The sequence below is a fragment of the Streptomyces sp. LS-MS-L19 genome, from assembly GCF_058382285.1.
This window is the reverse complement of the sequence record NZ_JBYCLL010000001.1, coordinates 6,159,864-6,180,846: the sequence shown is the minus strand read 5'-3', so window position 1 is coordinate 6,180,846 and position 20,983 is coordinate 6,159,864. Positions and strand designations below refer to the sequence as shown.

The window sequence follows — 20,983 nt, the reverse complement described above, 5'->3', positions numbered from 1 at the left end:
GGGTGAAGACCCTGCTCATCGACAATTACGACTCGTACACGTACAACCTGTTCCAGCTGATCGCCGAGGTCAACGGCGAGGAACCGGTCGTGGTCCTCAATGACGCGGTCGACACGATTCCCCACCTCGGGGAATACCTGGCGGAGTTCGACAACGTCGTCGTGTCACCCGGCCCGGGCCATCCGGCCCAGCCGCGTGACTTCGGTCTGAGCACCGCCGTGATCGCCGAGTCGCCGATCCCCGTACTGGGCGTCTGTCTGGGGCATCAGGGCATCGCGCTCGGGGAGGGTGGCCTGGTGGGGCCCGCTCCGGAGCCGCGGCACGGACATCTGTCCGCGGTCCGGCACGACGGACGGGACCTGTTCCGGGGTCTGCCCCAGGGCTTCACCGCGGTCCGCTACCACTCGCTGGCCGTCTCCGAGCCGCTCCCCGAGACGCTGGAGGCGACCGCCTGGTCCGAGGACGGGGTGCTCATGGGGCTCAGACACCGCAGCCGGCCGCTGTGGGGTGTGCAGTTCCACCCGGAGTCCGTGCTCACCGACTACGGCCACCGCATGCTCGTCAACTTCCGCAATCTCACGGCGGAACGGGCCCGCAAGCCGCGCGCGAAGAACACCGCCGTGCCCGCGCCGGACGCGGTGCTCCCCCGGTCCGCTTCGATCATCCCCCGGCCGCGGCGGACCGCTCCCGCCTACCGGCTGCACAGTCGGCGCATCGCCGGCGCGGTCGACACCGAGGCCGCCTTCACCCGGATGTACGCGGGCTCGCCGCGGGCGTTCTGGCTGGACAGCGCGCTGGTCGAGGAGGGGCGGGCGCGGTTCTCGTTCTTCGGTGACGACAGTGGGCCGCTCGCGGAGTTCGTCCGGTACGACGTCGACAGCGGGCGGTGCGAGATCGAGCGGGCCGGGCGGCCCACGCGGAAGGTCGCGGCGAGTGTCTTCGACTATCTGGGGCGGCAGTTGACGAGCCGCCGGGTGGACGGGTCCGGGCTGCCCTTCGACTTCACCGGCGGTTATGTCGGCTACTTCGGCTACGAGATGAAGGGCGACTGCGGTTCGCCGAACCGGCACTCCTCCGAAGTCCCGGACGCCTGCTGGCTGTTCGCGGACCGGCTGATCGCCGTGGACCATCTGAGGAGGTTCACCTACGCGGTCTGCCTCGCCGAGGACACCCCGCAGGCCGCCCGAGAGGCCGAGGACTGGCTGGAGAGCGCGCTGGCCCAGCTGACGTTCATCGCCACGGAGCCTACGGAACCCGGGGAGGCGACGGAGCCCACGGCGCCCACGGATCGCGCCCTCGCCCCCTCCTCCGTCCCCTCCCCCGACCTCGCCGCCGCCGAGCCCTGGCTGGTGCGGGACCGGGCGGCCTATCTCGCCGACATCGAGATGTGTCAGCAGGAACTGCGCTCGGGCACCAGCTACGAGATCTGTCTGACGAACGCGGCGCGGTTACCCGCCCCGCCGGACCCGTACGCGTTCTACCGGGTGCTGCGCCGGGTCAATCCGGCGCCCTACGCGGCGTTCCTGAGGTTCGGGGACGTGGACGTGGCGGGGTCCTCGCCCGAGCGGTTCCTGCGGATCAGCCGGGACGGGGTCGCCGAGGCCCGGCCCATCAAGGGCACCGCACCGCGCGGGGCCGATCCCGCAGAGGACACCCGGCTGCGGGACGCGCTCGCGGCGGACGCCAAGACGCGCGCCGAGAACCTGATGATCGTGGACCTGCTCCGCAACGACCTGGGCCGGGTCAGCCGGACCGGATCGGTGCGGGTGACCCGGCTGATGGCCACGGAGACCTACGCGACCGTGCACCAGCTCGTCTCCACCGTCGAGGGGCGGCTGCGGGACGGTGTCGACGCGGTGGACTGCGTACGGGCCTGCTTCCCCGGCGGTTCGATGACCGGGGCGCCGAAGCTGCGCACGATGGAGATCATCGACTCCCTGGAGACCGAGGCCCGCGGGGTGTACTCCGGTGCTCTCGGCTACCTGGGGTGCGGCGGCGGCGCGGATCTCAACATCGTGATCCGGACGGCGGTGTTCGCGGACGGGCTGATGCACCTGGGCGCCGGTGGCGCGATCGTCCTCGACTCCGACCCGGTCGCCGAGTACGAGGAGATGCTGCTGAAGACGGCGGCCCAGATGCGGGCCCTGCACCTGCACACCTCGGAGCGGACGGCGGAGCAGCGGGAGCAGGCGGCGGTCCGTGGCGGACGTACCGCCAGCGAGGAGCCGGTGCGATGACGACCCCGCAGACCGTGATGACCCCGGCGGCCCCCGACGCCCCCGGCAACCTCGCCGCCCAGTTGGCCGATCTCGCCGAGCGGCGTGGCTGGAGCGAGCGGCCCGCCTTTCACCAGGGCCACCGGGCCTGGACCCACGGTGAGGTGCACGCGCTGGCGGCCCGTGCGGCCACGGTGCTCGCCGGGCACGGGGTGCGGGCGGGTGACCGGGTGGTGCTGGCGCTGCCGGACGGGATCGCGTGGGTGACGGCCTTCCTCGCCGCCGCGCGGCTCGGAGCGGTCGCCGTGCTGGTCAACCCCGAACTCCCGGCGGGGGACCACGCGTTCATGGCCACGGACACCTCGGCTGTGCTGTGTGTGACCGGGCCGGGGCTGGAGGACCGGTTCGCCGACCGGGCCCGGCTCGGTGCCGACCAGTTGCTCGCGCTCACCGCGTCCGCCGCGCCGGCCCCCGCGCATCCGGTGGACGCGCACAGCCCGCTCTATGTGCAGTACACGTCCGGCACGACGGGGCGTCCCAAGGGGGTCGTGCACACGCACGGCGATCCGAAGGCGTACCACGACCTGATCGGGCGGCGGCTGCTGCGGGTGACCGGGGACGACGTCACCCTGTCGGTGTCCAAGCTGTACTTCGCCTACGGCTTCGGGAACGCGTTCGTCTTCCCGCTGTTCTCCGGTTCCTCCGCCGTGCTGGTGGACCGGCGCCCGACGCCGGCGGCCGTGGACGAGCTGGTGGCCCGGCACCGGGTGACCCTGCTGTACTCGGTGCCGTCGGCGTACGCCGCTCTGGTGGCCGACCGGGGCAGTGGGCACGAGACCTGCTTCGCCTCGGTGCGGGCCGCGGTGACGGCCGGTGAGGGGATGCCCGAGGAGCTGGGGCGGCGGGTCACGGAGCTGCTCGGCGCGCCGGTGCTGGAGCAGATCGGATCCACCGAGGCGGGGCACGCCTTCTGCGCCAACGGCTTCGACCACAACCACCCGGGCACCGTGGGCCGGCCCGTGCCCGGCTTCGAGGTGGAGCTGCGCGACCGCGCGGGCGCCCCCGTCCCCGACGGCACGGCGGGCGAACTGTGGGTGCGCGGTCCGACGGTGACCCCCGGCTATCTGAACCGGCCCGAGGAGACCGAACGCACACTGGTCTACGGCTGGCTGGCCACGCACGACCGGGCCGTACGCGAACCCGACGGCACCTACCGGCACCTGGGCCGGGCCGACGACCTGGAGATGGTCGGCGGTATCACCGTCTCCCCGCTGGAGGTGGAGGCCGTCCTGCGGGTCCACCCGGCGGTGAAGGAGGTCGCGGTGGTGGCCGTCACCGACGGAACAGGGGTGAGCCGGCTGCGGGCGTTCGTCGTACCTGTCACCCCCGTCACCCCCGACGACCCCGACGACCCCGACGCCCCCGGCCGCGGCGACCCCGGCCGCGGAGGTCTCCGAGGCCGGACGGACCTCCAGACCCTCCAGGAGGACCTCCTGCGGCTCGCCCGCGAGCGCCTGGCCGCCTTCAAGGTGCCCAGAAGCGTGAGCCTCGTCCCGTCGCTCCCCCGCACCCCCACGGGCAAGCTCCGCCGCCACCTGGTCCGCCAGGGCGCCTGGTGACCCGTCAGCCACCCCGTCGCCCCCGCACGCACGAACACACGAACGCACGAACGCACCAACCACACACCGCATCACCGCCTCAGAGCACCACAGCCTCAGAGCAGCACCGCACACCGCACCGCACCGCAGAAAGGACCGGCCCCATGCGAGAGCAGCAACCCCCCTTCGCCGACCGGGGGTTCTACCTGGGCCCGGTGTTCCGCCGGGCGGCCGACCGGCACGGCGCCGTCTTCGTCACCCTGGACCGGCCGCTGGACACCCACCCCGCCCTTGGTGTCGACCTGACGTACGAGGTCCTGGCAGACGTCGTCGAGGAGCTGTCCGGGCGGTTGTGGGAGGCGGGGGTGCGACCGTCCGAGCAGGTGGTCGTGCACAAGACGGACAACGTCGACTTCGTGCTGCTGACCTGCGCGGTCTCCCGGATCGGCGCGGTGCCCGTGCTGCTCTCCCCCGGTCTGGCGGGTGAGGTGGTCGGGGAGTTGATCGAGCGGCTCAGGCAGCCGTGGCTGGTGACCGACCGGGCCAAGCTGGAGGGGCCGCTCAAGGGGGTCGGTCTCCGGGTGCGGCAGGTGCTGTCCGTGGACCGGGCGCCGGGCGCCGAGCCCCTGGAGCGGTACGCCGGTTCCGAGCCTCCGCCTGCTGTCCGGCTCCACCCCAGCGAACCGGCGCTGATCACCCACAGTTCGGGCACCACCGGCCTTCCCAAGCTCGCCGTGCACTGCGCGAACACCATGTGGAACCGGCTCGTTCCGCAGAAGGCGATGGGCTGGCCCACCCGCGGGGAGACCGCGGCGCTGCACATGTCGTTCGTGCACTCGCGCTTCTACCATCTGCTCGGCGTCCTGCTGCACTTCGGCAGCCCGCTGGTGCTGATCACCGACCCGGAACCGGCCGCCGTGGGACCGCTGCTCACCAGGCACCGGCCCGGGATCGTGGAGACGCATCCCAACACCTTCGTGCTGTGGGAGGAGTTGGCCGACGCGCCCGGTGCCCCGCTGTCGCGGGTGCGGTCGTACGGGTCGACGTTCGACGCGATCCATCCGCGCACGGTACGGCGGCTGCTGGAGGCCTCGAAACGCCGTACGCCCTGGCTGATCCAGCTCTACGGGCAGAGCGAGACCGGACCGGTGGCCTTCCAGTGGTTCACCCGGCGCAGCGCCGCGCGGGCGGACGGGCGGCGGGTCGGGTTCGGGATACCGGGCTTCACGCGCGTGCGGGTCACCGGACCCGACGGCCGGCCGGTCGCGCCGGGGCACACCGGGCGGATCGAGGCGCGTACCCGGGGCCGCATCCTCACCTACCTCGGCATGCAGGACCGCTACGACCGTCAGCTCAACGACGGCTGGTGGGAGATGGGTGACATGGGCTACCGGGGCCGGCTCGGCGGACTGCATCTGATCGACCGGGAGATCGACCGGATCGACTCCGTGCACAGCAATCTGGAGATCGAGGACGCCCTGATGGAGCGTCTGGAGGAGCTGCGTGAGGTCGTCATCGTGCCGGGGGCGGACCGGGAGCCGGTGCCGGTGGTGTGCGTGCGCGGGGAGCAGCCACTGGACCCGGAGCGCTGGCGGGAGGCGACCGCCGATCTGCCGGCGATGGCCGAGCCCCGGCAGTGGCGGTTCGAGGAGCTGCCGATGACCGCGACCTGGAAGGTGAAGCGGGTCGAGATCACCCGGATGCTGGCGGAGGGTGCGCGCGCGTGACACCGGTCGTGGTGGTCGGCGCCGGCCCGGTGGGTCTGTCCGCGGCGCTCGCGCTGCGGGCGCGCGGACAGGAGGTGGTGCTCCTCGAGGCGGATCCGGAGGACCGTGAACGGCCGGGCAGCCGCGCCCTGTTCGTGCACCGCGAGACCCTCGCGCTGCTCGACGGGATGCTGCCGGGGCTGGCCGACGAGATCACCGGGTACGGGCAGACCTGGCGGACCCGCCGGACCCTGTACCGGGGCCGCGAGGTGTACTCCCGCACCTATCCGCCGAGACCGGGCCCACCGCCCTTCACCAGCCTGCGCCAGGTCGACACCGAACGCTTTCTGCGGGCCGCGTGCGAGCGGGCGGGCGTCGGGTTCGTGTGGGACGCGCGCGTGCTGGACGTCCGGACGACGGCGAGCGGGGTCCGGCTGAGCTGCACGGACGGCCGGGAGTGGGAGTGCGGGTACGCGATCGCCGCCGACGGGGCCCGGTCCGCCGTGCGGGAGGCGCTGGGCATCGCCATGGAGGGCGAGCGGGGCGAGGGCTTCCACGTGGTCGTCGACGTGGCCCACAGGCCGGGCGCCGAGCCGCCGCTCGAGCGGGTCTTCCACTACGAGCATCCGGGCGTCGGCGGGCGCAGTGTGATGCGGGTGCCGTTCACCGGGGGCTTCCAGGTCGATCTCCAGTGCCGGGACGACGACGTGGAGGAGGAGTTCGGGACCGAGGAGGCCGTACGGCGATGGTTGCCGGGCGTCGTGGGCGAGGGGTACGGGGAGCGGGTGCTGTGGGTGTCGACGTACCGCTTCCTGCGCAAGGTGGCCGCCTCGTTCACCGATCCGCACGGGCGGGTGCTGCTCGTCGGGGAGGCGGCGCATCTCTTCCCGCCGTTCGGGGCGCGGGGCATGAACAGCGGCATCGCGGACGCGGCGGCCGCGGCGGAGGCGATCACCCACGGGACGGTCGAGGTCTTCGCCGACGTACGGCGGTCCGCGGCGCTGTTCAACAGTGCCGCCGCCGGTGCCGCGCTGGACCAGTTGCGGCCGCGGCGCCGGACGGTACGGCTGCGGCAGCGGGTGGCGGCGGCGCTTGCGCCGGTCGTGCCGTCCTGTGGATCGTGGCTGGAGCACGCGCCGTACGGGCCCCGGGGCGGGGCACCGGCGGTGGCGGGCCGGAAGTACTGAGCACGAGGGACGGAGCGGCCGTGACGGAGCCTGGCGGCGGGAGAGGTACGGCCATGACGCGACCGGGGGTGGCGGAGAGGCTGTGGGCGTGGTCGCCGGCCGCCGGACTGCGGCCCGTGCAGGAGACGGAGGCCGAGGGGCCGTTGCTCGTCGCGGACTCCTGGCTGGTGCGCGAGGGCCGGGTGCGGGGTCTGGACCGGCACCGGGAGCGCTTCGTGCGGTCCTGCGGCGAGAGCGCGGGGCCGCCGTCGTACCGGCTGCTGGAGTTCTGGGCGGCCATGGCGGACGCGCTGCCGCGCTCGGGTGCGTGGTTCCCGCGGGTCGAGCTCACGCCCCGCCAGGTGCGGCTGCGGCTGCGGCCCGCACCCCCGCTCGGGACCGAGATCCGGGTCTGGGCCGCGGGCCAGTCCGATCCGCGGACCGTGCCCCGCCGCAAGGGCCCGGACCTCGACGCCCTGGCCGCCGTCCGAAGCCGGGCGACCGGCGCGGGCGCGGACGAGGCGGTGCTCGTCGGGCCGACGGGAGTCGTCCTGGAGGCGGCCACCGCCAGCGTGCTCTGGTGGGAGGACGACACCCTGTGCCTGCCCCCGCCCCGGCTGCCGGTCCTGCCCGGAGTGACCGTCGCCCTCGTCCGGGAACGCGCCCGGCGCGAGGGCGTGCGAGTCGCCCACCGCGAACGCACCCTCCCCGAGCTGAGCGGCCGTGAAGTCTGGCTGGTGAACGCCCTGCACGGGATCCGGCCGGTGGTGAACTGGATCGGCGGGCCGCTCGAAGCCGCACCGGCCCGCCGCGCCCCGGAATGGCGGGCCTGGCTGGACGGCCTCAGGGAGCCGCTGCCGGAGAAATAGCGACCAGGAAAAGGAAGGGCACCGGCAATTCACGCCGATGCCCGTATTCGACGTTATTTCGACGTCATTTCTTGGCGGGCTGGTAATTCCCGGGAACCATGCGCGTCGCGATGGCGATCCGGTTGTACGCGTTGATGACGGTCGCCGCCCAGATCAGCGCCGCGATCTGCGTCTCGTCGAAGACCTCCGCCGCCTCGGCGTACACCGCGTCGGGTACCCGGCCGTCGTGCACCAGGGTCACCGCCTCGGTCAACGCCAGGGCGGCGCGCTCGCGTTCGGTGAAGAAGGGGGTCTCCCGCCAGGCGTTCAGGGCGTAGACGCGCTGCTCGGTCTCCCCGGCCGCGCGGGCGTCCTTGGTGTGCATGTCGATGCAGAAGGCGCAGCCGTTGATCTGCGAGGCCCGGATCCGGATCAGTTCCAGGAGTTCCGGTTCCACCTTGGCGTCATGGGCCGCGGAAACGGCGGCGGCGTGCAGGGAGCCCATCGCCGAGGAGACGTCGGGGGTGATTTTCTTCAGGGCAACACGGGACAGGGAAATATTCTCGCTCATACGGCGACCCTATCCGCGCGACCGCATTCGGGAATGGGGAATCCCTTGATCGGTCCGTGTTATTCGGGCAACACCGCGCACAGCGCTTCCAGCGCTCCCGACCAGGCGTGGTCCGGCGGGGTCCCGTAGCCCACGACGAGTGCGTCGCCGCGCTCGACGGCGGCCTCGGGGTGCCGGTAGCGGTGCAGCCCGTGGACGGCGAGGCCGTGCCAGGCTGCCGCCCGCAGCGCCTGCTGCTCGGTGCCCGGGGGCAGCCGGAGCACCACGTGCAGACCGGCCGCGATCCCGGTGGCGTGGACCTTCGGGGCCCGGCGGGCGAGCTCGGCGACCAGGGCGTCACGACGGCGCCGGTACCGCAGCCGGGCGGCGCGCACATGACGGTCGTAGGCGCCGGAGTTCAGGAACTCGGCGAGGGTCAGCTGGTCGAGGGAGCCGCACGCGTCGATGCCGCCCTTGGCCTTCAGCACCTGGGCCATGAGGTCGGGCGGCAGCACCAGCCAGCCCAGCCGGAGGCCGGGGGCGAGGGCCTTGCTGGCGGTTCCCGCGTAGACGACGTGGTCCGGGTCGAGTCCCTGGAGGGCGCCCACGGGCTGGCGGTCGTAGCGGAACTCGCCGTCGTAGTCGTCCTCGACGACCAGCCCCCCGGTGCGTCGGGCCCAGTCGACGACGGCCGCCCGCCGGTCGCGGTGCAGGGTGCCGCCCATCGGGAACTGGTGGGCGGGCGTGAGCAGCACCGCGCCCTGGTCGGTCAACCGCCCCGGGTCGGTGCCGCGTTCGTCGAACGGCAGCGGGGTGGTGCGCAGACCGGCGGCCGCGAGCAGGTTCCAGTGCACGTCGAGGCCGTACGACTCCACGGCGACCGTGTCCGCTCCGCGTGCCCGCAGCAGCGCGCCCAGGAGGCGCAGGCCGTGCGAGAACCCGGCGCAGACCAGGATGCGGTCGGGGTCGGCGCGTACGCCGCGGGCGCGGGCGAGGTAGCCGGCGAGGGCGGTGCGCAGTTCGATGCGGCCGCGCGGGTCTCCGTAGTCGAAGGCCTGGTAGGGGGCGTCGGCGAGGGCGCGTCGGGCGGCCTTGAGCCAGGCGGTGCGCGGGAAGGAGGCGAGGTCGGGGGTGCCGGGGATCAGGTTGTAGGCGGGCCGGGGTGCGGGTGGGGGCGGGAGCCCGGGGGTGCGGGGACGGGCGGGGTCGGAAGCCGGGGGTGCCCCGGAGACACCGGGCCGGGAGACAGCCCCGGGCGACGGATCGACGGCACCGCGGGGACGCGATGCACCGGCAGCGGCAGCGGCACCGGCACCGGCACCGGCAACCCCAGAGACACCGGCACCCGCACCCGCACCCCCACCGGCCCCCGCACCGACCCCACCGCCACCCACCGCAGGCCCCACCACCCGCTCTGCCACCCTCGTGCCCGACCCCTGGCGGGCGGTCAGCCAGCCCTCGGCGACCAGGTCGGCGTAGGCGTCGGCGACCGTGTTGCGGGCGATGCCGAGGTCGGCGGCGAGCGAGCGGGAGGAGGGCAGCCGGGTGCCGGGCGCGAGGCGGCCGGTGCGGACGGCCTCGCGCAGGGCGTCGGTGAGACCGCGCCGGATGCCGCCACCGGTGGGCTCCAGGTGGAGGTCGACGCCGAAAGTGGCCCAGGGTTTCGCCATGGAAGTGGACCATACCCTTGGGCTGCCTGGCTCCTAGGGTCGAGGCATGACCACAGAGGAAACCGCCCGCCCCACCACCGCCGACTCCGCCAGCGCCCGCCCCGCCACCGCCCCCGAACACACCCCCCGCCTCGCCTGGGCCCAGCACGCCCCCGAGGTCTACAAGGCGATGCTCCGCCTCGACACGGCCGCCCGGAAGGGCCTGGACCCCCGGCTCCTGGAGCTGGTGAAAATCCGGGCCTCGCAGCTCAACCACTGCGCGTTCTGCCTCGACATGCACTCCAAGGACGCCCTCGCGGCCGGTGAGAGCGTCGAGCGGATCATCCAGCTCGGCGCGTGGGAGGAGTCGAAGCACTTCTACACGGAGCAGGAGGTCGCGGCCCTCGCCCTGACCGACGCGGTCACCGTCCTCACCGACGGCTTCGTGCCGGACGAGGTGTACGAGCACGCGGCCAAGCACTTCGAGGAGGCCGGGCTGGCCCAGCTGATCGCCGCGATCACGGTGATCAACGCGTGGAACCGGTTCGGCGTGACCTGCCGGATGGTCCCGGGCCACTACGAGGCGGGCAAGCACCAGTGAGTCGTACGGACGTCCTGGACCCCGGCGTCGCCCGCGCGCTGTCCGCACTGAGCGCGGCCGCGAAGAAGGGACTCGGCGATCCCGCCCTCGCCGAGCTCGTCGTCATCCGGGCCTCGCAGCTCAACCACTGCGCGTTCTGCCTGGACATGCATCTCGCGATCGCCCGCGAACACGGGGTGCCGGAAAAGCAGTTGGAGCTGCTCGCCGCGTGGGAGGAGGCGGAGGGCGTCTTCGACGAGCGGGAGCGGGCCGCGCTCGCGCTGACGGAGGCGGTGACCGTGCTGACGGACGGCTTCGTGCCGGACGAGGTGTACCGGAGAGCCGCGAAGCACTTCGCCGACCGGCAACTGGCCCACCTCATCGGCCTGGCCGTCGCCATCAACAACTGGAACCGGGTGATGGTCAGCCGTCGTGTCGCGCCAGGGGGGTACACGCCGTGAGGAAGGTCAACACCTTCCGCGCCCTGCACCGGAACCGACTCCCCGGCGACCCCCTCGTGCTGCCCGGCCCCTGGGACGCGATCAGCGCGCGGGTGCTGGCGGAGGCCGGGTTCCCGGCGCTCGCCACGCCCAGCGCGGGGATCGCCGCCGCGCTGGGCCACCGGGACGGTTCCGTGCCGGCCGACGAGATGTTCGCCGCGGTGGCGCGCATCTGCGGGGCCGTGGACATCCCCGTGTCGGCGGACGTGGAGGGCGGGTACGGGCTGGCGCCGAAGGAGCTGGTGGAGCGGCTGCTGGAGGCGGGGGCCGTGGGCTGCAATCTGGAGGACTCCCACCAGGGAGTGCTCAAGGACCCCCATGAGCACGCCGAGTGGCTCGCCGAGGTGCGGTACGCGGCCGGGGACCGGCTGTTCGTCAACGCCCGCGTGGACACGTTCTCCTACGGCGACGGCGACCCCCAGCGGGCCGCCGAACGGGCCATCGAGCGGGCCGCGTCGTACGTCGCCGCGGGTGCCGACTGCGTGTACCCGATCGGCGCCCCGGCGGACGTACTGCCCCTGCTGCGGTCCGGGATCCAGGGGCCGCTCAACATGTTCGGCCGGCTGGACGGCGAGGGCCCCTCACCCACCGAACTCGGTGAACTCGGGGCCACTCGCGTCACGTTCGGGCCGGGGCTCCAGCGCTGGGCGGCGCTGGCCCTGCAGGGCATGGCCGGCGAGCTCAAGCGCTGACAGGGATCAGGACAGCCACGCCTTCCACGTGGACTCGTGGCTGTCCACCCACTTCTTCGCCGCGTCCTCCGGTGTCATCTTCTGGTCGGCGATCATCAGGGAGACCTCGTTCTGATCCTCGGTCGTCCACTTGAACTTCTTCAGGAAGGCCGCCGCCTTGCCGCCGGACTTGGCGAAGTCCGTGTTGAGGTACTTCTGGAGCGGGGTGTGCGGATAGGCGCAGGCGACCTTCGCCGGGTCGGCGTCGCAGCCCTCCTTGTAGGCGGGCAGCTTCACCTCGGTCATGGGGACCTTCTTGAACAGCCACTGGGGGGCGTACCAGTAGGTCAGGAAGGGCTTCTTCTCCTTCGCGAACTGCCGGATCTGGGTGATCTGCGCGGCCTCCGAACCGGCGAACACCACCTGGTAGTCCAGGCCCAGGTTCTTCACCAGCGCCTTGTCGTTGGTGACGTAGGACGGGGAGCCGTCCATGAGCTGGCCCTTGCCGCCGCTTTCCGCGGTGCGCAGCTGGGAGGCGTACTTGTTGAGGTTCTTCCAGTTGGTGACGTCCGGGTGCTGCTTGGCGAAGTACGTCGGCACGAACCAGCCGATGTGCCCGGTCACCCCGAGTCCGCCGCCCGGCGAGATGGTCTTCTTGTCCTTGACGTACCGCTGTTCCTGCTCCGGGTGGCCCCAGTCCTCCAGGATGGCGTCGACCCGGCCCTGGCTGAGCGCGTCCCACGCGGGGACCTCGTCGACCTGGACGGTGTCGACGCGGTAGCCGAGCTCGTGCTCCAACAGGTACTGCGCGACGGCCACGTTGGCCTGCGCGCCGACCCAGGACTGCACGGACAGGGTCACGCTCTTGGCGCCCTGGGCGTTGGCGAAGGGCGAGGCCTGCTTGGTCATGTCGGCGGCGCCGCAGCCGGTGAGCAGCAGCAGGGATCCGGCGACGGCGAGCGTCCGTACGCGCATGTCAGGCTCCCTTCCTCTTGCTGCGTTCCGTCGGTTGCGTCACCCGGTCGAGCATCAGGCCGAGGCAGACGATGGCGGCACCGGCGACCAGACCGGTGGCCAGGTCGCCCTGGGCCAGGCCGAAGACGGTGTCGTAGCCGAGCGCGCCTCCGCCGACCAGGCCGCCGATGACGACGACGGCGAGGACGAGGACCACGCCCTGGTTGACGGCGAGCAGCAACGCGGGCCGGGCGAGCGGGAGTTGGACCTGGCGCAGCTGCTGCCAGCTGGTCGCGCCGAGGGACCGGGAGGACTCCATCGCGGCCGGGTCGACCTGGCGAAGGCCCTGGGTGGTGATGCGGACGACGGCGGGCAGCGCGTAGACGACGGCCGCCGCGGCCGCGGGCGCGCGGCCGACGCCGAACAGGGCGACGACCGGGATCAGGTAGACGAACTGCGGCATCGTCTGGAAGACGTCCAGGACCGGCCGCAGCATCCGCTCGAAGCGGTCGCTGCGGGCCGCCGCGACGGCGGTCGCGAAGCCGAGGACGAGCGTGACGGCGACGGCCGCGAGGACCTGCGACAGCGTGTCCAGCGCGGGGGTCCACACGCCGAGGACACCGATCGCGGCCATGGCGAGGACGGCGGTGAGCGCGGTGCGCCAGGTGCCGATCAGCCAGGCCAGGGTGGCGACGACGAGCAGCACGGACCACCAGGGCAGCCCCTGGAGTCCGTCGCGGACCGGGTCGAGGATCCAGGTGGTGAAGTGGGCCGCCCAGTCGGCGGTGCCGCCGATGACGGGGACCCCGGAGTAGAGGTGGGCGGTCATCCAGTCGACGGCCCGGTTGACGGGCTCGGCGATGTTCAGCGTCCAGGCGTCGGGCCAGTCGAGCCGGCCCAGCAGACGTCCGGCGACCGCCACGACGACGGTCCCGGCGAGGGCGTACGCCCATCCGGCGCGCCCCGGTCCCCCGGTGCTGCCGTCCGCCGCGCCGGCCGCGCCGGTGACCCGGTCGAGGACGACGGCCAGCAGCACGATCGGGATGCCGGCCGCGAGGGCGGCGCCCACGTCGACGGAGGCCAGCGCCTGGTAGACGCGGTCTCCGAGACCGCCGGCACCGATCACGGACGCGATGACGGCCATCGAGAGAGCCATCATGATCGTCTGGTTGAGGCCGAGCATGAGCTCCTTGCGGGCCAGCGGGATGCGGGCGGTCAGCAGCCGCTGGCGGGCGGTGGTGCCGAGCGACTCGACCGCTTCCAGGACCCCCTTGTCCGCGCCCTGGAGGCCGAGCGCGGTGAGGCGGGCCATGGGCGGGGCGGCGTAGACGACGGTGGCGAGGACCGCGGCGGGCACGCCCATGCCGAAGATCAGGACCACCGGGAGGAGGTAGGCGTAGGCGGGCATGACCTGCATGGTGTCCAGGACCGGGCGCAGGACCTTGTCCATACGGCGGGACAGTCCGGCGGCGAGCCCCAGCAGGGCGCCGACCACGACCGAGGCGAGTACGGCGACGACCATCAGGGCGAGGGTCTGCATGGTGGGGACCCACATGCCGAGCAGCCCGCAGGCGAGGAACGCGGCCGCGGTGCCCAGGGCGAGCCGGACACCGGCGACCCGCCAGGCCACCAGGGCGCCGAGCGCGGTGACGCCGGCCCAGCCCGCTTCGAGCAGGACGACGTACACGGCGTGCACGGAGATCACGACGGCGTTGCTGAGGTAGCCGAAGAAGTAGAGGAACAGCGGGTGGCTGTCACGGTTGTCGATGATCCAGTCGCTGGCGCTGCCGAGCGGCTTGGTGAGGTCGACGGTGAGTGCGGCCGGCCAACTGCCGCTGGCCCACTGGGCGTTGGCGAGCGGGACGAGGACAGCGGCGGCCAGGGCGATGAGCAGGATCTTGTGGACCGCACGGTGCCTGAGCAGATGGGTGGGCAGGGAGCGGGGCGTGGACGCGGTGACGGTAGCCATCAGACGGCCTCCTTGCGAAGCTCCGTTCCGGAGGTTCCGGAGCCTCCCTCGGAAGTCCGCGGCGCCGAGGATCCGTCACGGAGTTCCGTGCCGGCGACCACACCGAGCAGGCGCTCGTGGTCGACGACGCCCAGGCAGCGGCCCCGCTCCACGACGCACGCCGGGCCGCCGCGCTCGGCGACCACCTTGATGGCGTCGGCGACCACGGCGTCGGGGGCGAGGGCGCCCGGATGGGTCGGGCCCGCGCAGTCGCCGGGCCGCATGGCCCTGCGGACCGTCATGACCTGCTCGCGCGGCACGTCCCGGACGAACTCGCGGACATAGCCGTCGGCCGGGGAGCCGACGATCTCCTCGGGGGTGCCCAGCTGGACGACCTTGCCGTCGCGCATCAGGGCGATCCGGTCGCCGAGCTTGAGCGCCTCGCTCAGGTCGTGCGTGATGAAGACCATGGTGCGGCCCTCCTCGCGGTGCAGGCGCACGACCTCCTCCTGCATGTCCCGCCGGATCAGCGGGTCGAGCGCGCTGAACGGCTCGTCGAACAGGAGAACCTGCGGGTCCACCGCGAGCGCCCGGGCGAGGCCGACGCGCTGCTGCTGGCCGCCGGACAGCTGGGACGGCTTGCGCTGTTCCATGCCCTCCAGGCCGACCTTGGCGACGACCTCGGCGGCCCGTGCCCGGCGCTCGGCCTTGCCGACGCCCTGGACCTCCAGGCCGTACGCCACGTTGTCGAGGACCGTGCGGTGCGGGAGGAGGCCGAAGTGCTGGAAGACCATCGCGGCGCGGTGCCGGCGCAGTTCACGCAGCCGGGACCTGTCCATCGCGCGGACGTCCTCGCCGTCGATGCAGATCGTGCCGGCGGTCGGCTCGATGAGCCGGGTCAGACAGCGCACCAGCGTGGACTTGCCGGAGCCGGACAGGCCCATGACGACGAAGACCTCGCCCTTGCGGACGTCGAAGCTCACGTCCCGGACGGCCGCCGTGCAGCCGGTCCGAGCGCGCAGGTCGGCGGGGGCCAGGGCGGCCAGTTCGGCGTCCTCGGGGACGCGCTCCGCCTTGGGGCCGAAGACCTTCCACAGGCCGTCGACGGAGAACACCGGGTTGTCGGTGGTCGGGGGCTTCTCCATGGTCGCGGTCGTACTCATCACGCACCACCTCCCAGCAGGTCGACGGCTTTCTCACCGACCATGAGCACCCCGATCATGGGGTTCACGGCGGTCATGGTCGGGAACACGGACGCGTCGGCGACACGGATGCCGTCCAGGCCGCGGATCCTCAACTCGGGGTCGACGACGGCCAGTTCGTCGTCGGCGGCACCCATGCGGCAGGTGCCCGCCGGGTGGTACACGGTGTGCGCGACCTTGCGGGCGTACTCGCTCAGCTCCTCGTCACCGGTGATGTCGGGGCCGGGGCACACCTCCCGCTTCAGCCAGCCGGCGAGGGGTTCGGTCTGCGCGATCTCGCGGGCGATCCTGATCCCGTCGACGAGGGTGCGGCCGTCGTAGTCGTCCTCGTCGGTGAAGTAGCGGAAGTCGAGGGCGGGCTTGACCTCCGGGTCCGCGCTGGTCAGGTACAGGCGGCCGCGGCTCTTCGGCTTGGGGATGTTCGGGGTCATCGAGACGCCGTACGCCGGGCGTTCGTAGCCGAGACGTTCGGGGTTGTCGGTGAAGGGGACCTGGTAGAAGTGGAACATCAGGTCGGGGCCCGCGTGGTCGGGGTCGCGGCGCACGAACAGGCCCGCGTCGGAGTCCATCGCGGAGTTCTCGGGGATCGGGCCGTTGGTCTCCCAGACGATGACCGACTCGGGGTGGTCGAGGAGGTTCTCGCCGACGCCCGGCAGGTCGTGGACGACCGGGATGCCGAGGGCTTCGAGGTCGGCACGGGGGCCGATGCCGGAGTGCAGCAGCAGGCGGGGCGAGTCGACGGCGCCCGCGCACAGGACCACTTCACGGCGGGCCCTGATCAGGGTCTCCTGGCCGTCCTTGGCCCGCACGTGCACACCTTCCGCGCGCGTGCCGTCCAGCTCCAGCCTGTACGCCCAGGTCTCCAGCAGGATCGTGAGGTTGGGGCGTTCGTCCATCACCGGGTGCAGATACGCCACCGACGCCGAGGAGCGCTTGTTGTTCTCCGGGTGGTAGGCCAGGTCGAAGAAGCCGACGCCGTCGTCGAAGGGCTTCTTGTTGAAGCCCTCGACGCGGGGGACCTGAAGGGCCTTCTGGGCCGCGTCGACGAAGTCGCGGGCGATGGCGTTCCGGTCCTTCTCGTCGACCGGGACGATGTTGTTCTTCAGCCGGGCGTAGTACGCCTCCATCGGCACCGCGCCCCAGCCCTTGGCGCCCGCCTCCTCCCACTCGTCCCAGTCGGACGGCAGCGGCTTGAAGGCGATGAGGGTGTTGTGGGAGGAACAGCCGCCGAGGACGCGGGCCCGGCTGTGCCGGATGTGCGAGTTGCCGCGCGGCTGCTCGGTGGTGGGGTAGTCGTAGTCGAGTTCGCCGCCGAGCAGGCCCATCCAGCGGCGCAGGGTGAGGACGTCGTCCCGGCCGACGTCACTGGGGCCGCCCTCGATGACGGCGACCGTGACATCGGGGTTCTCGGTGAGGCGGGAGGCTATGACGGAGCCCGCTGTGCCACCGCCTATGACGACGTAGTCGTACTCCTGTTTGATCTCGGGCATGGGGGTACTCCAGTGAAGTCTTGAGAGAGAGGGGAGGGCGAGTGAGCTCAGCCGGCGAACCAGCGCACGGGCTTCGGGGCGAGGTTCTGGTAGACGTGCTTGGTCTCGCGGTACTCGGCGAGGCCGGCGGGGCCGAGCTCGCGGCCCACCCCGCTCTTGCCGAAGCCGCCCCACTCCGCCTGCGGCAGGTAGGGGTGGAAGTCGTTGATCCAGACCGTGCCGTGGCGCAGCCGCCCCGCGACCCGGCGGGCGCGTCCGGCGTCGGCGGTCCAGACGGCGCCGGCGAGGCCGTACTCGGTGTCGTTGGCGAGGGCGATCGCCTCGGCCTCGGTGCGGAAGGTCTCGACGGTGAGGACCGGGCCGAAGACCTCCTCCCGCACGACCCGCATCTCGCGGTGGCAGCGGTCGAGGACGGTCGGCTCGTAGAAGTAGCCGTCGGCAGGGCGCTCGGGCGAGGGCTTGGGGCGCTGGCCGCCGGAACGCAGCACCGCGCCCTCCTCCAGCGCGGAGGCGACGTAGGACTCGACCTTGGCGCGCTGCTGCTCGGAGACCAGCGGCCCGCACTCGACACCGTCCTCGGTGCCGCGGCCCAGGCGGATCTTCCCGGCCCGGCGGGCGAGTTCGGCCACGAAGCGGTCCCGGACGGACTCCTCGACGATGAGGCGGCCGCCCGCGGAGCAGACCTGGCCGCTGTGGATGAAGGCGGCGTTGAGGGCCTGGTCGACGGCGGTGTCGAAGCCCTCGGGGGTGGCGCAGGCGTCGGCGAAGACCACGTTGGGGTTCTTGCCGCCGAGTTCGAGGGCGACCTTCTTGACGGAGGGCGCCGCGGCCTGCGCGACCTTGGTGCCGCTGACCAGACCGCCGGTGAAGGAGACCAGGTCGACGTCGGGGTGCTCGGCGAGCCGGGCGCCGACGGTGTGGCCGGGGCCGGTCACGATGTTGGCCACGCCCTCCGGCAGCCCCGCCTCGACCAGCAGCTCGATGAGCGCGATCGTGGTCATCGGGGTGATCTCGCTCGGCTTGACCACGAAGGTGTTGCCGGCCGCGAGCGCCGGGGCGATCTTCCAACTGGCCTGGAGGAGCGGGTAGTTCCAGGGGGTGATCAGCGCGCACACACCGACGGGTTCGTGTACGACGACGCTGTGGACGTCCGTCGAGCCGGCGTCCACGACCCGGCCGGGAGCCTCGCCCGCGACGAGGTCGGCGAAGTAGCGGAAGGCGTCGGCGACACAGTCGATGTCGACGCGGCCCTCCTCGACGGTCTTGCCCGCGTCCCGGCTCTCCAGGAGGCCGAGTTCTTCGCGGTCGCGTACGAGAAGATCGGCGACGCGGCGCAGCAGTGCGGCGCGTTCGGCGACGGGGGTGAGCGGCCAGGGGCCCTGTCCTGAGTCGAACGCCTGGCGGGCGGCGGCGACCGCCAGATCGGTGTCCTTCTCGTCACCCTCGGCGACCACGGCGAACGGCCGTGCGTCGGCGGGGTCGAGGATCTCGCGGGTGGCCCCGGAAACGGCTGCGCGCCATTCGCCGCCCGCGTGGATGGTCTGCGGCTCCTGCCGCGCGTGCTGTCCGGCCATGATCGGTGTTGCCTTCCGTTCCTGTTCAGTGCCCCTGTGTCACACCCGTGTCACTCAGCGGGACCGTCATCGCATGCCCCGGACCTTCGATTGCATGCGCAATCGATGGCCGAAAGTGCGCTTGCTCACTGAACATGCGGGCAAATCGGGCGAAAAGTACGCTGGATGTGCCCTGTGTGGAGGTGACGCCATGGCACCGAGAGTGTTGATCGCTACGGCGGCCGGAGCGGCCCTTCTGTTGTCGCCGGGCCTGGTCCCGCTCGCACCGGGCCTCGCCCCGGTCGCCGCCGCCGACGATCCGAGCGCGCGTGAGCTGGCCGACCAGGCGAAGAAGAACCTCCTCGACGCCGAGTCCGTCCGTCTGAAGCTCACGGACCGCAGCGCCGGCACCCGCACGAGCAGGACCCAGCCGGTCTCGATGGACCTCGCCCTCGACCAGGACGGCAACTGCGCCGGCACGATGAGGATGGGCTCGGGCGGCGGCAGTGTGGAGATCGTCAAGCGGGGCGCCGAGGTGTGGATGAAGCCGGACACCGCGTTCTGGAAGGCGCAGGTGCCGGGCGGCCAGGGCGACGCGGTGGCCGAGCTCCTCAAGAACCGCTATCTGCACGGCTCCACGCGGGACGCGATGCTCAAGGGCCTGGCCGACACCTGCGATCTGAACACCTTCCAGAAGGACATCACCGCGGACTCCTCCGACGCCGAACGGCTGACGAAGGGCGCGGAGACGAAGGTCGACGGCACGGACGTGATCCCGCTGAAGGGCACCTCGGAGGGCAAGCGGGTGGTCCTGTACGTCACGTCGGACACCCCGCACCGGCTGGTGCGGGCCACGCAGAAGGGCGACGGGACCGACATGACGCTGTCCTTCTCGGACTACGGCAGGCCGGTCCCGTCGAAGACACCGTCGGCGGACGAGAGCGTGGACGTGAACAGGCTGCGGGACGAGTTGCAGAGCGCGTGACACGGGCGCGAGCTGACGCGTGAGACGATGGGCGGGCCTGTGTGCGGGTCGGTGCGCGGGCCGGGGGCGGGTTCAGTCGATGGCCGCCGGGTCGCAGGCGTAGGGCGCGCAGAATCCCTTCAACGCGCTGGTCAGGAGCTCGAGTTCGTCCTGGGTGCCGTCCTTCTGGAGGCCGTAGGCGGCTATCGCGTAGATCATGCCGTCCTGGGCGACGAACCGCTCGTCGTAGACGTGCCAGGGCCCTATGTCGGGTTCGCCGCTGAGGGTGTCGGCCACGTACTCCAGGCGTTCGCCGGTGAAGCCGTCGTCGTCCACGGGCCGCAGGTCCAGCTTCTCGAAGCCGTTCGGCTTGGTGGTGTCGGCGGAGAGGTAGAGCCGGAAGGACTCCTCCGGGGAGCTCTCCGCGATCTGGTACACCTGGAGCCGCTGTTCGCCGTCCGCGCTGCGGTAGTTGACCACGTCGATGCCGAACTGGGACGGCACGGTGCTCCGCGTCCAGCCCGCGGGGCGGGCGATACGGAAGCCCTCCTGGTCCTCGTACAGCTCGTATCCGGCAGGGAGTTCGGGTGCCGAGGCGAGCGGGGAGGCCGACTCCTCGGTGGGCGAGGGGGTCGGCGACCCGACCGGTTCGCTCTGCTGCGAGACGGCTTCCGTGGGCGACGGGCTGCCGCCGCCGCCCTGGTCGTCCTTGTCGCCGCCGCCGACGACCAGGGTCAGCACCAGGGTGGTGACGACCCCGACGGCGGCGGCACCCACGAGCACGGACCAGACGAGCCGGCGGTTCCGCCCCGGGGCGGGCGGGGCTACGGCCGGTTGCCCCGCGGTGGCCCAGGAGGACCCCGACCACTCGGCCGACGGCACGCCCCCGCCGCCGACCTGCTCGACGGACGACCAGCCATCGCCGGAGCCACTGCCACCGACGCCGGGCCCGTGCCAACCGCCGCCCCCGCCTTGACCTCCGCCGGGCCAGCCGACGGGAGGTGGGGGGAGGGGGGAAGGCGAGGAGGGCGGCCCGGGGAGGGAGGGGGCGGGGGGAGCGGAGGGCGAGGCGGATGTGGTGAAGGACGAAGGCGGCTCTCCGGGACCGGCCCCCGCGGCCGAGCCGACGGCCGTGCCGGAACCGGCGCCCACGCCGTCCGCCCCGGCCGACCCTACGACCGTGCCGGGACCGGCGTCCACGCCGTCCGCCTGGGCCGACCCTACGACCGTCTCGGGACCGGCGTTCACGCCGTGCGGCCCGACGACCGTCTCGGGACCGGCGTTCACGCCGTCCGCCCCGGCCTCCGCGTCCGACCCGGCTGCCGGCGGCCACACGGGGGCGACCGGAGGGGCCGGAGGCCCGGCGGGAGTGCCGGGGGCGGCGTCGG

17 protein-coding genes are annotated in these 20,983 nt (G+C 72.6%); 9 read left to right on the top strand and 8 right to left on the bottom strand.

The window, feature by feature from the left end:
* Positions 1-2: 2 nt before the first annotated feature.
* From pabB to AC2XR2_RS27650, 5 genes are all read left to right on the top strand, one after another.
* A complete protein-coding gene (gene pabB, locus AC2XR2_RS27670; RefSeq protein ID WP_491516587.1) occupies positions 3-2,237 on the top strand; it encodes an aminodeoxychorismate synthase component I in 2,235 nt (744 codons plus the stop codon).
* Positions 2,234-3,835, top strand: coding sequence for an AMP-binding protein (locus AC2XR2_RS27665; RefSeq protein WP_491516586.1), 1,602 nt, complete (start codon positions 2,234-2,236; stop codon positions 3,833-3,835). The genes pabB and AC2XR2_RS27665 overlap by 4 nt, the downstream gene beginning before the upstream one ends.
* Positions 3,836-3,978: 143 nt before the next feature.
* The gene (locus AC2XR2_RS27660; protein WP_381297480.1) at positions 3,979-5,541 is read left to right on the top strand and encodes a class I adenylate-forming enzyme family protein; all 1,563 of its coding nucleotides are present in this window, start codon (positions 3,979-3,981) and stop codon (positions 5,539-5,541) included.
* Positions 5,538-6,707 (top strand): FAD-dependent oxidoreductase, encoded by a 1,170-nt coding sequence (locus AC2XR2_RS27655; RefSeq protein ID WP_491516585.1) that lies wholly within the window; start codon positions 5,538-5,540, stop codon positions 6,705-6,707. The genes AC2XR2_RS27660 and AC2XR2_RS27655 overlap by 4 nt, the downstream gene beginning before the upstream one ends.
* 53 nt (positions 6,708-6,760) lie before the next feature.
* Positions 6,761-7,555 carry an aminotransferase class IV gene (locus AC2XR2_RS27650; RefSeq protein ID WP_491516584.1) on the top strand — a complete coding sequence of 265 codons (795 nt, stop codon included), beginning with the start codon at positions 6,761-6,763 and terminating at the stop codon, positions 7,553-7,555.
* 64 nt (positions 7,556-7,619) lie between these two features.
* Here the strand turns inward: AC2XR2_RS27650 and AC2XR2_RS27645 are convergent, their stop codons facing one another.
* On the bottom strand, positions 7,620-8,105 hold the full coding sequence (locus tag AC2XR2_RS27645; protein ID WP_449351827.1) for a carboxymuconolactone decarboxylase family protein: 486 nt from the start codon (positions 8,103-8,105) through the stop codon (positions 7,620-7,622).
* Between the two features lie 59 nt (positions 8,106-8,164).
* On the bottom strand, positions 8,165-9,754 hold the full coding sequence (locus tag AC2XR2_RS27640; protein ID WP_491516583.1) for an aminotransferase-like domain-containing protein: 1,590 nt from the start codon (positions 9,752-9,754) through the stop codon (positions 8,165-8,167).
* 46 nt (positions 9,755-9,800) lie between these two features.
* Here AC2XR2_RS27640 and AC2XR2_RS27635 point away from each other — a divergent pair, with 46 nt between their 5' ends.
* From AC2XR2_RS27635 to AC2XR2_RS27625, 3 genes are read left to right on the top strand one after another with little or no spacing between them, the layout of a single operon-like run.
* Positions 9,801-10,334 carry a carboxymuconolactone decarboxylase family protein gene (locus tag AC2XR2_RS27635; protein ID WP_381297490.1) on the top strand — a complete coding sequence of 178 codons (534 nt, stop codon included), beginning with the start codon at positions 9,801-9,803 and terminating at the stop codon, positions 10,332-10,334.
* The gene (locus AC2XR2_RS27630) at positions 10,331-10,774 is read left to right on the top strand and encodes a carboxymuconolactone decarboxylase family protein (protein ID WP_491516582.1); all 444 of its coding nucleotides are present in this window, start codon (positions 10,331-10,333) and stop codon (positions 10,772-10,774) included. Before AC2XR2_RS27635 ends, AC2XR2_RS27630 begins: the two co-directional genes overlap by 4 nt.
* Complete coding sequence (locus tag AC2XR2_RS27625) at positions 10,771-11,505, top strand: isocitrate lyase/PEP mutase family protein (protein ID WP_491516581.1); 735 nt, start codon at positions 10,771-10,773, stop codon at positions 11,503-11,505. The genes AC2XR2_RS27630 and AC2XR2_RS27625 overlap by 4 nt, the downstream gene beginning before the upstream one ends.
* Positions 11,506-11,511: 6 nt before the next feature.
* On the opposite strand, the gene AC2XR2_RS27620 is transcribed toward AC2XR2_RS27625, so the two are convergent.
* Genes AC2XR2_RS27620 through AC2XR2_RS27600 form a run of 5 tightly spaced genes read right to left on the bottom strand, consistent with a single transcriptional unit; the run spans position 11,512 to position 18,652 of the window.
* The gene (locus tag AC2XR2_RS27620) at positions 11,512-12,459 is read right to left on the bottom strand and encodes an ABC transporter substrate-binding protein (RefSeq protein WP_330264893.1); all 948 of its coding nucleotides are present in this window, start codon (positions 12,457-12,459) and stop codon (positions 11,512-11,514) included.
* Between the two features lies 1 nt (position 12,460).
* A complete protein-coding gene (locus AC2XR2_RS27615; protein WP_491516580.1) occupies positions 12,461-14,407 on the bottom strand; it encodes an ABC transporter permease in 1,947 nt (648 codons plus the stop codon).
* Positions 14,407-15,549 carry a quaternary amine ABC transporter ATP-binding protein gene (locus AC2XR2_RS27610; protein WP_491516579.1) on the bottom strand — a complete coding sequence of 381 codons (1,143 nt, stop codon included), beginning with the start codon at positions 15,547-15,549 and terminating at the stop codon, positions 14,407-14,409. Before AC2XR2_RS27610 ends, AC2XR2_RS27615 begins: the two co-directional genes overlap by 1 nt.
* Positions 15,549-17,078, bottom strand: coding sequence for a GMC family oxidoreductase (locus AC2XR2_RS27605; RefSeq protein ID WP_491516578.1), 1,530 nt, complete (start codon positions 17,076-17,078; stop codon positions 15,549-15,551). Before AC2XR2_RS27605 ends, AC2XR2_RS27610 begins: the two co-directional genes overlap by 1 nt.
* Before the next feature lie 47 nt (positions 17,079-17,125).
* Positions 17,126-18,652 (bottom strand): aldehyde dehydrogenase family protein, encoded by a 1,527-nt coding sequence (locus AC2XR2_RS27600; RefSeq protein ID WP_381297501.1) that lies wholly within the window; start codon positions 18,650-18,652, stop codon positions 17,126-17,128.
* A gap of 190 nt (positions 18,653-18,842) precedes the next feature.
* On the opposite strand from AC2XR2_RS27600, the gene AC2XR2_RS27595 reads away from it, so the two are divergent.
* A complete protein-coding gene (locus AC2XR2_RS27595) occupies positions 18,843-19,616 on the top strand; it encodes a LolA-like protein (protein ID WP_381297503.1) in 774 nt (257 codons plus the stop codon).
* Positions 19,617-19,688: 72 nt separating this feature from the next.
* Here AC2XR2_RS27595 and AC2XR2_RS27590 read toward each other — a convergent pair whose 3' ends face one another.
* On the bottom strand, positions 19,689-20,930 hold the full coding sequence (locus tag AC2XR2_RS27590; protein WP_491516577.1) for a hypothetical protein: 1,242 nt from the start codon (positions 20,928-20,930) through the stop codon (positions 19,689-19,691).
* Positions 20,931-20,983: the final 53 nt, after the last annotated feature.